Raw genomic sequence first — 14,188 nt, forward strand, 5'->3', positions numbered from 1 at the left:
GGAACCCTCATCAGTGCGTAGACCGCACATACGCAGCGTGGCGGTTGCCGTCGTCGTGACGACGGCCGCCACGGGCCTGGCCGGCACCGCCTTCGGCACCACCACGGGGACGGCCGGCACCGCTGCCACCGCCGGCACCTCGGCCGCGTCCGTGGTGGCCGCCGCCCGCGCCGCCGCCTTCGCCCACTCGTCCGCGACCGGCGTCTCCCAGGGCGACGAACTGCAGGCCGAGGACGTCATGATCGACCCGGAGGGCGCCCGGCACGTCCGGTTCACCCGGGCACACCAGGGCATGCAGGTGCTCGGCGGCGACCTCGTCGTCCACCTCACCAGGCAGCTGACGTACGCGGGTGTCACCCGGGCCGCCGGACACACCGTCAAGCCCGCTGCAGCGACCGCCGCCAAGCTGTCGGCCGCCGAGGCCCAGCAGAAGGCGGCCGCGGCCGCCAAGGGTGACGCCGGCACCGCCGAGCTCGTCGTGGACGCCCGTGACGGCGCATCCGCCCTCGCCTACCAGGTGCCGGTCAGTGACAGCAGCACCACCCAGGCCGGCGGCTCCCGGACGGTCGTCATCGACGCCGTCACCGGGAAGGTGCGCAGCAACACCCCCGACAGCGACGAGTTCCTCTCGCCCGCGCTGCTCGACACCCTGCGCGAGCGCGGCGAGAAGCTCGACCCCGCCACGGGCGCCGCTGCGCGGACGGCCGGACTCGCGGCCGCGTCGGCCTCTTCCGCGGCCGCTGCCACCCGCTACCCGTCGACGGCCCACGGCACCGGCAAGTCCCTCTTCGTCGGCACGGTCCCGCTGACCACCACCCGCACGGCCCGCACCACCTACCTCCTCAAGGACCCGACCCGCTGGGGCACCGAGACCCGGGACGCCAAGGGCCAGGAACTGGAGAACTTCGGCCGCGGCAAGAAGATCACCACCACCAACGACGTCTTCGGCAACGGCAGGGTCACCAGCCGCAACACCGCCGCCGCCGACGCCCAGTACGGCATCACCAAGACCCTGGACTTCTACAACAAGACGTTCGGTCGCAAGGGCATCGAGAACAACGGCAAGGGCGCCCACGCCATGGTCCACTTCGGCAACAAGGTGGCCAACGCGTTCTGGGACTCGGACTGTGACTGCATGCTCTACGGTGACGGCGACGGCGACCAGTTCAAGAAGCCGCTGGTGGCCCTGGACGTCAGCGGCCACGAGCTGACCCACGGCGTCGTCGACGCCACCGCCAAGCTGGAGCCCACCCGCGTCGACGAGGAGGGCAACCAGTACGGCGAGCCGGGCGCGCTGAACGAGTCCCTCGCCGACATCTTCGGCTCCAACGTCGAGTTCTTCGCGAACAACGCCTTGGACAAGCCGGACTACCTCATCGGCGAGAAGATGGGCCTGGCCCAGAAGTTCCTGCGACGCCTCGACCACCCGTCGCTCGACCGGCTCGAGGGCACCATCGACTACTGGTCGCCCGAGGCGTACGACACCGAGGTGCACGCCGGCTCCGGAGTCTCCTCGCACGCGTACTACCTGCTCGCCGAGGGCAGCGGGCGGAAGACGATCGGCGGCGTCCAGTACGACTCGCCGACCTATGACGGCTCGACGGTCAAGGGCATCGGCCGCACCAAGGCCACGGCCATCTTCTACCGGGCCCTGACCCGCTACATGGTCTCCACGACCGACTTCCACGACGCGCGCAACGCGACGCTGAAGGCGGCCAAGGACCTCTACGGTGCCAACAGCACGGAGTACAACACGGTGGACCAGGCCTGGGCCGCCGTGAGCGTCACCTCGGCCAACACCCCGGCCGCACACCGCTGACCGCGGAACCGTGACACCGGTGCGGGCGCCCCTGTCAGGAGGGGCGCCCGGATCCGGCACATCTACCCTTTTCCGAAGGGCCCGGTCATCACTGCCCTGCAGTGGCCCGAACTCAAGTGCGACAATGCGCACAAGGCTGTGTCTCCCGCAGGTGAGCCCGAAGCCCGTCCGGCTGGAGGAGTGGATGGCCCGCGACAAGCTCGGCGAGTGGCTCCGTCACCCCGAAGGACCTCGCCCGGTGAAGGCCCGCTCCGCCCGGGCCGGCCGACTCGGCGCCCTCCTGCTGCTGGCCGGTGCCATCCAGGCGACCCCGGTGCACGCGACCGACGACCAGGCCCCGTTCACCGTGGTGGGAGCGCCCGCGGACCGCCGTGAGGTGATCACCTGGGGGGCGAGTGCCGAGCGCATGGACGATGCGGTCGCCGACCGCGGCTACCGGCTCGTCGTCCACACCAGCACGGCCGGAAGCGACCTGCGGATCCGGCTCTCCAACGCCTTCGGGGACCGGCCGGTGACCTTCGACAGCGTCTACGCCGGCATCCGTCAGGAGGGCGCCCGACTGGTGCCCGGCAGCAATCACCGGCTGACCTTCGGCGGTGCCCGTTCCGTCACCGTCCCCGCGGGGGCCGCCGCGCTCAGCGATCCGCTGCCCGGACGGCTGCCCGCGGCGACCGACCTCGTGGTCAGCATCCACTCACCCGACGCGGCCGGACCCGCGACCGGTCACGGGATGGCCCTGCAGACGTCCTACACGAGCAAGGGCGATCACACCGCCGAGGACGGCGCCGCCCACTGGACGCAGACGATCGGCTCCTGGTTCTACCTGGACGCCGTCTCCGTACGCCCTTCCGCCGGCACCGCAGCGGTCGTGGCCCTCGGCGACTCCATCACCGACGGCCGGCAGTCCACCACCGACCTCGACCGCCGCTGGCCCGACTACCTCGCCCGCCGGCTGCGGTCCTCAGCCGGCCACGTCAAAGGCGTGGCGGACGAAGGGATCTCCGGCAACCAGGTCCTGGCGGACGGCGGCGGCCAGAGCGCCTTGAAGCGTCTGCAGCGCGATGTCCTCTCCCAGCCGGGTGTCCGCACCGTCTTCCTCTTCGAAGGCGTCAACGACATCAAGGCCCATACCGGGGTCACCGCCCAGGACCTGATCGCCGGCTACCGCGAGATCGTCCAGCGGGTGCACGCGGCCGGCAAGTGCGTCGTCGCCGCGACCGTCGCCCCGTACAAGGGCTGGCCGGAATGGGATCCGGCCGGTGAGAAGGTACGCGAGGAAGTGAACCGGTTCATCCGCGGCAGCGGCGAGTTCGACGCGGTCACCGACTTCGATCACGTCCTGCGCAGCCCCGATGACCCCGAGCGCGTCCGTCCCGTCCTCGACGGCGGCGACCATCTGCACCCGAACGACACAGGCATGAGGGCCCTGGCCGACGCCGTCGACCTGACGAGCCTCGACTGTGCCGACCGGCACCCCGCCGACTGAGGTCAGCCCGATGCCGTCGGTTCCGGTGCGATCAGCCCCTGGCGGTAGGCGATCGCCACCGCCTCCGTACGGCTCGAAGCACCCAGCTTGGCCAGGATGTTGGACACGTGGACGCTGGCCGTCTTGCCGGTGATGAACAGCTCCTCGCCGATCTGCCGGTTGCTGCGGCCCCGGGCGAGCAGCCGCAGCACGTCCTGCTCCCGCGCGGTCAGCGGCGAGGGGCGCTCCCCGTCCGACGGGGCGGTGGCCAGACGGCCGCGGCGTAGCAGAGCGTCGATCCGCTCCAGCAGGGGTGCCGCGCCGAGCCGCTCGGCCACCGCTCGCGCCTCGCGGGCCTGCACGGCCGCCTCCTCGCGCCGCTCGGCCGCCAACAGGGCCTCGGCCAACCGCACTTGGCAGCGGACCCGCTCGTACACGTCCCCGAAGCCGAACGCGGTCACCGCCTTCTCCCAGGCCGCCGCGTCCGGCCCGGACAGCGCCCGCAGCCACTCCGCCTCGGCGCGGGCCAGCCAGGCCATCCCCTCGGGCCCCTGCGGGGTGCCGTCCTCGCCGTGCAGTGCCGTCTGCCGGGCGAGCTCGACCAGTTCGTCCGCGGTGTCCTTCCAGCGGTGCCACTCGCCGCCGGACGCGCGCAGTTCCACAGCTGCGTCGGCGACCGCCGTCAGGGCGAGCGCCGCGAACCGCACCGAGGCGTAGGGCAGGTGGCCCGCCTCGTCGGTCAGCGCTGCGACCGTCGCCCGGGCCCGCTCCACCGCCGCCTCCGGCTCGCCGCGCAGCACGGCGGCCTCGGTCAGCGCGATGCCCGCGACCAGCGTGGCCATCCAGTCGAAGGGCCCCTCCAGAAGGGCCCGCGCCCGCTCGACGGCGCTCATGTCCCCACGGGCCAGCGCCACATACAGGGCCGGCCCCATCGCATAGCCGCCCGCCGAGGGCAGTACGGCAGCATCGGCCGCCGCGCCCTGCACGCACTCGTCCCAGCGGCCCAGCGTGTACAGCGCCAGCAGATGCAGATAGCGCATCTCCAGCGGATACGGCGACGAGAGCAGCCCGGCCCGCCGGGCGCGCTCCAGACCCTCGGTCACCCACGGCAGACAGCCTTCGAGGTCACCTGCCTCGAAGCAGCCGACGGCCAGGTTGAACAGGGCCCGCATCTCCACCGGCGCGTTCCCCGCCCGCCGGGCCAGCTCCCGGGCCTCCTTCAGCCGCTCGCGGCCCTCGACGGTGCGCCGGCCGCCGCCCTCCAGGACCGCCAGCGAGATGAGCAGGTCGGCCTGCGCGTCCGTGACCCGCAGCTGTTCGGCCACGTCCAGGGCCTGGTGGGCGACCCGCAGCGCCGTCTCCTCGTCCCCGATCTGGCGGGCCGCCATGACATGCGTGGCCGCCGCCCACACCCAGGTCCGGGTCGGCGGCTCGGCGGGGATCATGGCGAGCGCCTCGCTGCTGTAGGCGAACGCGGCCGTCAGACTGTCGACGCTCATCAGGTTGCCGGCCAGGGTGTACCGGACCCGGGCGGCGAGTTCGGAGTCCGTGTCCTGGCCGATGCCGGCGAGCGCGGCCCGGGTGAGGGACACCGCCCGGTGCGACTCACCGGCGTGCGCGGCCGCCGCCGAGGCGCGCAGGGTGAGCGTCACCCGGTCGATGCCCTCGCCCGCGGGCCGGGCCGCCGGGTCGACCGAGGCCCACAGGTCTAGGGCGGTCTCCAGGTGCCGCAGCTCCTCTGCGGGCGCGCCCACCCGGCCGGCGTGCTCGGCCGCCTCCAGGGAAGCGGCGAGCGCCTCGGCCAGGTCATGGCTCTCGCGGTAGTGGTGGGCCCGCTCGGCGGCGCTCTCCGCGGGGTGCCCGCGTCGGGCGAGCAGCCGGGCGAAGGCGCCGTGCAGCCGGGCCCGCTCGCCGGGCAGCAGATCCGCGTAGACCGCCTCCCGGGCCAGAGCGTGCCGGAAGGCGTAGGTGTCGGCGTCACCGGGGACCAGGAGCTGGCGGCCGACGGCCTCGCGCAGGGCCGCCTCCAGCTCGTCCTCGGGCAGCCCGACCGCCTCGCGCAGCAGGTCGTGCTCCACGCGCCGCCCGGCGACGGCGGCGGTGCGCAGCACCTGCTGGGCGGTGTCGGACAGCTGCTCGATGCGGATGAGGAGGACGTCGGCCAGGCCGCTGGGGACGCCGCCCGCCCCCGTGTCCGTGGCGGCGAGCAGCTCCTCCGCGTAGAAGGCGTTGCCCTCGGCGCGCTCGACGATCCCGCGGACCGTGGCCTCCGGCAGCGGGCGCTCCTGCAGCGCGCGCACCAGCCGGGTCACCTCGGCGTCCGCCATGGGGCGCAGCTCCAGCCGCTCCACGGCGGGCAGCCGTACCAGCTCGGCCAGGAGCGGGCGCAGGGGGTGGCGGCGGTGCAGGTCGTCCGCCCGGTAGGAGGCGAACACCGCCAGCCGGTGCGTGGGCGCGCCGCCGGCCGGCCGCTGCAGGATGCCGCGGCTGAGCAGGAAGCGCAGCAGGTCGCGGGAGGACTGGTCGGCCCAGTGCAGGTCCTCCAGGACCAGCAGCAGCGGAGCGATGTCCGACAGGTCGGCCAGCAGCCCCGCGATGCCCTCGAACAGCCGCAGCCGCCCGCCGCCGCTGTCCGGACGCGTGGAGAGATCTCCTTCGTCCCGCACCGCGTCCGGGCCCGCGCCCCGCAGCCGGTCCACCACCGGATGCCGGGCCAGCGCGTCCACGAACCGCTCGTCGGCCGCCAGCGCGCCCAGGATCTCGGTGAACGGCAGATACGGCAGCCCGACGTCACCGAGGTCGACGCAGTGACCGGTGAGGACCGTCATCCCGGCCCGGGCGGCACGCGCCGCGACCTCGTCCAGCACCCGGGTCTTGCCCACCCCGGCGTCCCCGGCGAGCAGCACGGCCCGGGCCTCCCCGCCCCGGGCACGCTCCAGTGTCCCGGCGAGCCGGGCGATCTCCTCGTCCCGGCCGATCAGCGGCGTGGTGAACATGGTCTGCGGCACGGATCCATCCTGGCACGCGCCACTGACAGGTCCGCTGCGCTTCGGGAGCGCCCCAAAGGGGCGCGGGGCTGTATCGATGTGCGGCTCCGCCGCGTGGGCGCGACCAGCCACGACGTCCGCAGACATTTCACCGCATAACCAGCGGAGCGCTCAGCGCAGCGTCTCCGCCCAGTTCTCCGGCACCCGCCCCGCAGGGCCCGGCGCCGGCTGGTCCGCGGGATGGCTCACCGGGGGAGCGAGGTCGGGCCCGGACTCGTACAGCTCGTTGGTGTCGAAGTCCCAGAACCATTCCTCGCCCGGCTCGAAACTGCGGATCACCGGGTGACCGGTCTCCCGGTAGTGGGCGCTGGCGTGCTTGGCGGGCGAGTCGTCGCAACAGCCGATGTGCCCGCACTGTGCGCAGCGCCGCAGATGGAACCACCAGCCGCCGGCCGCGTCGCACTCGACGCACCCGGTGCCGCTCGGCGGGACGGCGGGGTCGATTCCGTTGGCACTGGTCATGCGGGCTCCTCCGGTGTGTCGTCGTCCGTCGCGGTCAGGGGCAGCAGGACCTGGAAGCGGGTGTCCCCGGGTTCGGACTCCACCTGGAGGGTGCCGTGGTGCTTGTTGACGACGATCCGCCAGGAGATGTCCAACCCCAGCCCGGTGCCCTCGCCCACCGGCTTGGTGGTGAAGAACGGGTCGAAGATGCGGCCGCGGATCTCCTGCGGCACGCCGGGCCCGGTGTCGCGGAACTCGACCAGCAGCTGGTCGTGATCGAGAGCCGTCCGCACCGTCAACGTGCCTTCTCCGCCGGTGCTGTTGATGGCGTGGACCGCGTTGTCGATCAGGTTGGTCCACACCTGGTTCAGCTCCGCCGGGTAGGCCGGGATCTTCGGCAGGGTGCGGTCGTAGTCCTTGACGACCTGGATCCGTGAGCCGATCTTGCCCGACAGCATCAGCAGCGTGCTGTCGAGGAGTTCGTGGACGTCGGCGTTCTGATAGGGGGCCCGGTCGAGCTGCGAGTACTGCTTGGCCGCGTCGACCAGGTGCGAGATACGCGTCGTGGAGTCCTCGATCTCGTCCATCAACAGCTCGGTCTCGACCGTGTAGTTGAGCCAGCCGATCGCCCCGGGCAGGATCTCCGGATCCACGTCGGCCGCCACCTGGTCCAGCCAGTCGATGTCCAGACCGGCCTGCACGAACGTGGGCGCGAGCCGCCAGCCGTCCGGGATGCCGTGGTCGTCGAGCCAGTCGGTGAGGGCGTCCTCCCGGTCCGCGGCCTCCAGCGGGCTCAACGTCGGCGCCTTGGCGACGAGTTCGGCGGTGCGCTCCTGGACCTCGATGAGGTTCGCCAGGGCCTCGCGCGGATACGGGCCCGCGGAGATGACGCCCAGCTTGTGCCGCATCTTCGCGACCCGCTCGCGCAGCGTCGCGGTGGCCCGCACGGCCGCCGCCGCCGGATTGTTGAGCTCATGGGTGAGCCCGGCGGACAACGAGCCCAGCGCCAGCAGCCTTTCCCGCTGCCCGATGGCCCGCTGTGTGCTCTTCGAACCGAAGAACAGCCCCTCCAGCAGATGCACCGCCATCGGGAACCACTCCTGCATGACCGCTGCGAACGTGTCCGCGGGCAGCACGAAGAACCGCGTCGGCTCCGTCACGCGCATGGAGTTGTTGTACAACTGCCGCACCCGGTCCCCGAGATACGCCTGCATGGCGCCCGAGTACACGCCGGGCTGCGAGGTGCGGGTCACCTCGACATCGTCACCGCCGACCCGCCGGGACAGCACGACCGTACCCTCGATCATCACGAAGAAGCAGGTGGCGGGCTCGCCCTCGGTGTACACGGGGCCCGCCTCGAACCGCTCCACCCGCCCCTCGCTGCACAGCCGCCCGAGTTGCTCCGGGGTGAGCTTCTCGAACAGGAACAGCGAACCGATCTCCTGCGGGCTGCAGGGCATCACCTGCCCGCTCACGACTGCTCCAGATACCGGTGGACGAGCATCACGGCCATGGCTCCCTCTCCGACGGCGGACGCGACCCGTTTCGCGGACTCGGCGCGGGCGTCGCCCGCCACGAACACGCCGGGAATGTTGGTCTCCAGGTGGTACGGCGGCCGGTCCAGCTCCCAGTCCGCCGGCGGCCGCCCGTCCGGGGTCAGGTCGGGCCCGGCCAGGATGAAGCCGTGCTCGTCGCGGAGCACCGTGCCGTCGAGCCAGTCGGTCAGCGGGGCCGCGCCGATGAACACGAACATCCACTGCGCGTCGACGAGTTCGGTCTCGCCGGTCTCCGTGTCGCGCAGGGTGAGCTGCTCCAGCCGGCCGGAGCCGTGCGCGGACTCGACGACCGTGCGGGCGCGCACCGAGATGTTGGGCGCCTCGTTGATCTGCTGGATCAGGTAGTACGACATCGACGCGGACAGGTCCGGCCCGCGCACCAGCAGCGTCACCGACTTGGCGCCCCGGGACAGGTACATCGCGGCCTGCCCGGCCGAGTTGGCGCCGCCGACGATGTACACGTCGTGGCCCTGGCAGGAGGCCGCCTCGGTCAGCGCCGAGCCGTAGAACACCCCGCAGCCGGTCAGGTCGTTGCAGCCCGGCGCGTCGAGTTGCCGGTACGACACGCCGGTCGCCAGGATCACGCTGTGCGCGGCGACCGCCGAGCCGTCGGAGAACCGCACGGTCCGCGCGGCCCCGTTGACCTCGAGCCCCGTCACCTGGCGCGCGGTGAGGATCTCGGCGCCGAACTTCGCCGCCTGCCGCCGCGCCCGGTCGGTCAGCTGCGCCCCCGACACGCCGTCCGGGAAGCCCAGATAGTTCTCGATCCGCGAGCTCTGCCCCGCCTGCCCGCCGGTCGCCGACCGCTCCACGAGCACCGTCCGCAGCCCCTCCGAGGCCCCGTACACCGCGGCCCCGAGCCCGGCGGGCCCGCCGCCGATGACGACGAGGTCGTAGAAGTCCGCCGCCGGCGTGGTCGCCAGCCCCACCTGCGCGGCCAGCTCGGGCGCCTCCGGCTCGACGAGGGGTGTCCCGTCCGGGGTGATCACGAGCGGCAGCCGCTGCCCGTCCTGTCCGGCCGCCGCCAGCAGCCGCTTGCCCTCGGGTTCGTCCGCGGAGTACCAGCGGTAGGGCACCTGGTTGCGGGCCAGGAACTCCCGTACGTCCGAGGAACGCGCCGACCAGCGGTGCCCGACCACCTTGGTGCTGGGCACCGGCCGGAAGTCGCTGCAGCGCCAGGCTTCCAGCAGGTCGTCCAGGACGGGGTAGAGCTTCTCCTCGGGCGGGTCCCAGGGCTTGAGCAGATAGTGGTCCAGGTCGACGACGTTGATCGCGTCGATGGCCGCGCTGGTGTCCGCGTACGCGGTCAGCAGCACCCGCCGGGCACCCGGATACACGTCCAGGGCCTGCTCCAGGAACTCGATGCCGTTCATCTGCGGCATGCGGTAGTCCGCCAGGATCACCGCGACCAGGTCGCCGCGCAGCTTCAGCTCCCGCAGCGCGTCCAGCGCGGACTCGCCGGACTCCGCGCGCACGATCCGGTACGACTCGCCGTAGCGCCGCCGCAGATCACGGGCGACGGCCCGGGAGACCCCCGGATCGTCGTCCACGGTCATGATGACGGTCCGCGCTGCGTCGGACGCCTGTGCCATACGTCTCCCACCCCGAGTGGTCGGACCGGCGGCCGGCGAGCCCTGTCGCCAAGGCAGTCACCACGCCGGCTCCCGCCCATCGTATGTTCGATCGTCCTGCTTCGCTCCGGTATACGGCGGGGCCGCCGCTCAGCGGTGCCTCGACGAGAGCACGCAGAACTCGTTCCCCTCGGGATCCGCCAGTACCACCCACGACTGCTCACCCTGTCCGACGTCCACGCGCCGCGCGCCCAGCGCCAGCAGCCGGGCCACCTCGGCGTCCCGGTCGTCGGGGCGGAAGTCGAGATGGAGACGGTTCTTGACGGTCTTGCCCTCCGGGACGGGGACGAACAGCAGCCCCGGCAGCCGGTCCTTCTCCGGCCGGATCTCGTACTCGTCGGCCGCGTCGTTCACCACGACCCAGCCGAGCGCTTCGGCCCACCAGCGTCCCAGCGTGAGGGGGTCGGCCGCGTCGACAACCACTTGCTCCCATTCCAAGGCCATGGCAGGAGCGTAGTGAAGACTGGGTCCGAGTGACCTGATCACGAGACTGGAGGCAGCCGCATGACCCGCCCGATCACCGCAGGTGTCGACGGAACCGAGGAGAGCATCGCGGCACTGCACTGGGCGGCCAGGGAGGCGGTTCGCCGGGGGCTGGCGCTGCGTGTGGTGCGGGCCTGGCGCTTCCAGCCGCACGAGGCGATCGACGCGGCGGACCCGGATACCCAGGCCGGCTGGGTGCAGGACGCGCTGGCCGAGGCCGTGCGGAGTGTCACCGCGCGCCATCCGGGCCTCGACGTCGCCACGGACGTCGTGGCGGGGGAGACGGTCGACACGCTGCTCGCTGCGGCCGCTCAGGCCGAGATGCTGGTGCTCGGCTCACGCGGGCACGGACCCGTCGTCGGCTTCCTGCTCGGCTCCGTGGGGCAGCAGGTGATCGCCGGGGCGACGCGGCCGGTGGTGCTCGTGCGCGCGGGCGACCAGCCGGCAGCCGAGGCCGCCGGACGTGAGGTGGTGGTCGGCCAGCAGGGCCAACCGGACGACAGCGCCGACACCCTGCGGTTCGCCTTCGAGACGGCGGCCGCCCGCGGCGCCACCGTGCGGGCGGTGCGGGCCTGGACGCTGCCGCCGGTGTTCGCGTACAGCCCGGGCTCGATGCACCTCCTCGAAGAGGCAGGCGGCCTGGAACCGTTCGAGGCGAAGGCACTGGCCGCCGCACTGCAGCCCTGGCGGGAGCGCTTCCCCGACGTGCACGTGATCGAGCACCTGGAGATCGGCAGCGCGGGCCAGGTGCTGCTGTCGGTGGCCGCGCGGGCCCAGCTGATGGTCGTCGGCCGGCGCGCGCACCGCACGGCCGTCGGCGCCCGCATCGGCTCGGTGACGCACGGCGTCCTGCACCACGCCGACTGCCCGGTGGCCGTGGTCCCGCACGCCTGAGTCACTCCGGGGTGACCGGTTCCAGGGTCTCGCGCGCCTTGGGCAGCACGTTCTCGATGTAGTCCTCGACCGCCGTGTCCAGCCCGATGTCGTGCTGCGCCCGCTCGGACAGGTACCAACGGTGTTCGAGCAGCTCGTGGTAGATCTCCGCCGGGTCCATCGCGCCACGCAGTTCGAGGGGTACGGCGCGCACGGTGGGCCGGAAGACGTCCCGTACCCACCGGTGGGCCAGCACCTCGGGGCGGGCCGCGAGGGGATCGCCGGGCGCGTAGTCGTCCTGGGTGGCCATCCAGCTCTCCAGGTCGTTCAGCAGCCGCCGCGCCTGGTTCTCCTCCGCGTCCAGCCCGGTCAGTCGCAGGAGTTGGCGCTGGTGGTGGCCGGCGTCGACGACCTTGGGGACGAAGGTGACCGTGTCCCCGTTGGAGGAGTGCTGGATCTGCATCTCGGCCACGTCGAAACCGAGTTCGTTGAGGCGGCGGATGCGGCGCTCGATGTAGTGGTACTTGCCCGCCGGGTACACGGAGGTGCGGGTCAGCTCCTGCCACAGGTCCCCGTAGCGGGCGCAGATCTCCATGCCGAACTCGACCGGGTCGACGGACGGGTGCAGCGCACCCGAGGCCTCCAGGTCCAGCAGCTCGCCGCTGATGTTCACGCGGGCGAGGTCGAGGTCGTACTCGCGCTGCCCGCCGCTGAGCTGGGGGTGCAGATCGCCGGTCTCGGCGTCCACGAGGTAGGCGGCGTAGGCGCCCGCGTCGCGCCGGAAGAGGGTGTTGGACAGCGAGCAGTCGCCCCAGGCGAACCCGGCCAGGTGCAGGCGCACCAGCAGCACGGCCAGGGCGTCCATGAGGCGGTGCATGGTGGCCGGGCGCATCGTCGTCTCGAACATCGAGCGGTACGGCTGTGAGCCGCGCAGATGCCGGGTGATCAGCACCGGTTCCAGCGGGTCGCCGTCCTCGCCGGTGCGTCCGGTGACCACGGCCAGCGGGTCCACCGCGGGGATGCCGAGCCGGTCCAGGTCGCGCAGCAGCTCGTACTCGCGCAGGGCGGGCCGTTCGGCGAGTTCCTTGACGGCGATCACCTCGTCGCCGGCGCGGGCGTAGCGCACGACGTGGCGGGATATGCCGCGCGGCAGCGGGACGAGGTATTCGTCGGGCCACTCCTCCAGGGGCAGGTGCCAGGGCAGGGCCAGCAGGAGCGCGGGGTGCTCCGGGTTCGTCGCGCTGATCTGCAGTGCCATGGCGTGCGTGTCCTTGCCTCGCGGGTGATCGTCACCTCACCTTAGAGGGCACGCTCCTTGGCCTGAAGTGCCGCTTCACGTACTGGACCGCGGTGCACCGGGCCGTGCCCCGGCAGCAGCAGTTCGCCGTTCAGCGCGGCCAGGATGTCCAGCGAGGCCACGGCGCGGGCCCGCTCGTGGTGGAACATGTCGGGCAGCAGCTGCGGCCCCTGGATCCGCGAGGTGGCGTGGCCGGTGGCCAGGGCGTCGCCCGAGATCAGCGCCCCGGCGTCCGGCAGATGGAAGGCGGTGTGGCCGTCGGTGTGGCCGGGCGTGTGCACCGGCACGGGGCGGCCCGGCAGGTCCAGCGGGCCCGCCGCCGGGAACGGTTCCGGGGCGGCGACCGGCACATGGGCCATGCCGCCGGCGCGCAAGGTGTGCACCGACCAGGGCAGGACCCCTGGCCGCCAGCTGTTCTTGACGACCTGCCCGACGGTCACCTGCTGCAGGAAGTCCCGGCGTGCGTGCGGCACTTCGGCCTCGTGGAGATACACCGGCGTGCCGTAGGTGCAGCGCAGATACTCGGCGGAGCCCAGATGGTCGTTGTGCGCGTGGGTGATCAGCACCGCCGCGACGGCCTCCGGTGCACCGCCCACCGCCTCCAGCGAGGCGAGCAGCTGCTCCCGGTCCCCGAGGTAGCCGGTGTCCACCAGGGTGATCTCGTCGCCCTCGGTGAGGATCACCCAGTTGGTGTTGCTGCCGTGTACCAGGTGAATGCCGTCGGCGACTTGCCGTACGTCTGCCTGCATGATTGCCCCGCGTGGTGAGGTCCCTGCCCGACGGCACAAGCAAAGCAGACCCGGCCCGCACCGGAAGCGGCAGGTCCGCGCCAATCTACGGGCTCAGGGGGCATGCCGAAGGGCTGCCTCCGGCACCGTCCACCGGAGGCAGCCCCCTGCGTGCAGCCGAAGCGGCCGCCTCTCCGCCTCACTGCACGCCGTGCGGGCGGAACTGGATGCTGATGCGCGGTCCCGCGGCGCGTGTGGTCTTCGGGACGGAGTGCTCCCAGGTTCGCTGGCAGGAGCCGCCCATCACGATGAGATCGCCGTGTCCCAGCGGGCGCCGCACGCTCTCGCCGCCCCCCATCGGACGCAGCAGCAGATCGCGGGGCGTGCCCACGGAGAGGATGGCGACCATGGTGTCCTCGCGGGCGCCCCGCCCGATCCGGTCGCCGTGCCAGGCGACACTGTCCCGCCCGTCGCGGTAGTAGCAGAGCCCGGCCGTGGTGAACGGCTCGCCCAGCTCGTCGGCATAGTGCGCGGACAGGACCTCGCGGGCCTCGTCCAGCACCGGGTGCGGGAGTGTGTCGCCCACACCGTAGAACGCGAGCAGCCGGGGTACGTCCACGACCTGGTCGTACATCGTGCGGCGCTCCGCGCGCCAGGGCACCTCGGCGGCCAGCTGTTCGAACAGCGTGTCCGAGCCGGCGAGCCATCCGGGCAGGACGTCGATCCAGGCGCCGAGGCCGAGGTGCGTCCGGCGGATCCCGTCGAGGGAGCCGAGACGCAGCTCGTCGGTCTGGTCGAAGAGCGAGCCCTGGAGGTGCATGTCCACGGATTCAGCCTACTCCTCTATT

11 protein-coding genes are annotated in these 14,188 nt (G+C 72.4%); 3 read left to right on the forward strand and 8 right to left on the reverse strand.

The features are described from left to right. Window positions 1-13 precede the first annotated feature (13 nt). Both ACFY1E_RS25615 and ACFY1E_RS25620 read left to right on the forward strand, forming a co-directional pair. Entirely contained in the window at window positions 14-1,819 is a 1,806-nt protein-coding gene (locus ACFY1E_RS25615) for a M4 family metallopeptidase (RefSeq protein WP_389079749.1), read from the forward strand. Between the two features lie 238 nt (window positions 1,820-2,057). Continuing rightward, the gene (locus tag ACFY1E_RS25620) at window positions 2,058-3,305 is read left to right on the forward strand and encodes an SGNH/GDSL hydrolase family protein (protein ID WP_389079827.1); all 1,248 of its coding nucleotides are present in this window, start codon (window positions 2,058-2,060) and stop codon (window positions 3,303-3,305) included. Window positions 3,306-3,307: 2 nt separating this feature from the next. Here ACFY1E_RS25620 and ACFY1E_RS25625 read toward each other — a convergent pair whose 3' ends face one another. The 5 genes from ACFY1E_RS25625 to ACFY1E_RS25645 all read right to left on the reverse strand — a co-directional run bounded on the left by ACFY1E_RS25625 (window position 3,308) and on the right by ACFY1E_RS25645 (window position 10,403). Next, complete coding sequence (locus tag ACFY1E_RS25625) at window positions 3,308-6,280, reverse strand: AAA family ATPase (RefSeq protein WP_389079829.1); 2,973 nt, start codon at window positions 6,278-6,280, stop codon at window positions 3,308-3,310. A gap of 162 nt (window positions 6,281-6,442) precedes the next feature. Then, entirely contained in the window at window positions 6,443-6,793 is a 351-nt protein-coding gene (locus tag ACFY1E_RS25630; RefSeq protein ID WP_389079750.1) for a UBP-type zinc finger domain-containing protein, read from the reverse strand. Then, window positions 6,790-8,247, reverse strand: a complete 1,458-nt coding sequence (locus ACFY1E_RS25635; protein WP_389079752.1) for an ATP-binding protein — start codon at window positions 8,245-8,247, stop codon at window positions 6,790-6,792. The genes ACFY1E_RS25630 and ACFY1E_RS25635 overlap by 4 nt, the downstream gene beginning before the upstream one ends. Further along, on the reverse strand, window positions 8,244-9,920 hold the full coding sequence (locus ACFY1E_RS25640; RefSeq protein ID WP_389079753.1) for an FAD-dependent oxidoreductase: 1,677 nt from the start codon (window positions 9,918-9,920) through the stop codon (window positions 8,244-8,246). The genes ACFY1E_RS25635 and ACFY1E_RS25640 overlap by 4 nt, the downstream gene beginning before the upstream one ends. Window positions 9,921-10,049: 129 nt before the next feature. After that, complete coding sequence (locus ACFY1E_RS25645) at window positions 10,050-10,403, reverse strand: VOC family protein (RefSeq protein ID WP_389079754.1); 354 nt, start codon at window positions 10,401-10,403, stop codon at window positions 10,050-10,052. 60 nt (window positions 10,404-10,463) lie between these two features. On the opposite strand from ACFY1E_RS25645, the gene ACFY1E_RS25650 reads away from it, so the two are divergent. Continuing rightward, window positions 10,464-11,336, forward strand: coding sequence for a universal stress protein (locus ACFY1E_RS25650; protein WP_389079755.1), 873 nt, complete (start codon window positions 10,464-10,466; stop codon window positions 11,334-11,336). 1 nt (window position 11,337) lies between these two features. Here ACFY1E_RS25650 and ACFY1E_RS25655 read toward each other — a convergent pair whose 3' ends face one another. The 3 genes from ACFY1E_RS25655 to ACFY1E_RS25665 form a co-directional block, all read right to left on the reverse strand. Beyond that, window positions 11,338-12,573: a DUF4032 domain-containing protein gene (locus ACFY1E_RS25655; protein WP_389079756.1), complete on the reverse strand. Its 1,236-nt coding sequence runs from the start codon at window positions 12,571-12,573 to the stop codon at window positions 11,338-11,340. A gap of 41 nt (window positions 12,574-12,614) precedes the next feature. Then, window positions 12,615-13,361: an MBL fold metallo-hydrolase gene (locus tag ACFY1E_RS25660; protein ID WP_389079758.1), complete on the reverse strand. Its 747-nt coding sequence runs from the start codon at window positions 13,359-13,361 to the stop codon at window positions 12,615-12,617. 178 nt (window positions 13,362-13,539) lie between these two features. Then, window positions 13,540-14,160 carry an alpha-ketoglutarate-dependent dioxygenase AlkB gene (locus ACFY1E_RS25665; protein WP_389079830.1) on the reverse strand — a complete coding sequence of 207 codons (621 nt, stop codon included), beginning with the start codon at window positions 14,158-14,160 and terminating at the stop codon, window positions 13,540-13,542. Window positions 14,161-14,188: the final 28 nt, after the last annotated feature.

It is taken from the genome of Streptomyces sp. NPDC001604 (assembly GCF_042893475.1).
Lineage (GTDB): Bacteria > Actinomycetota > Actinomycetes > Streptomycetales > Streptomycetaceae > Streptomyces.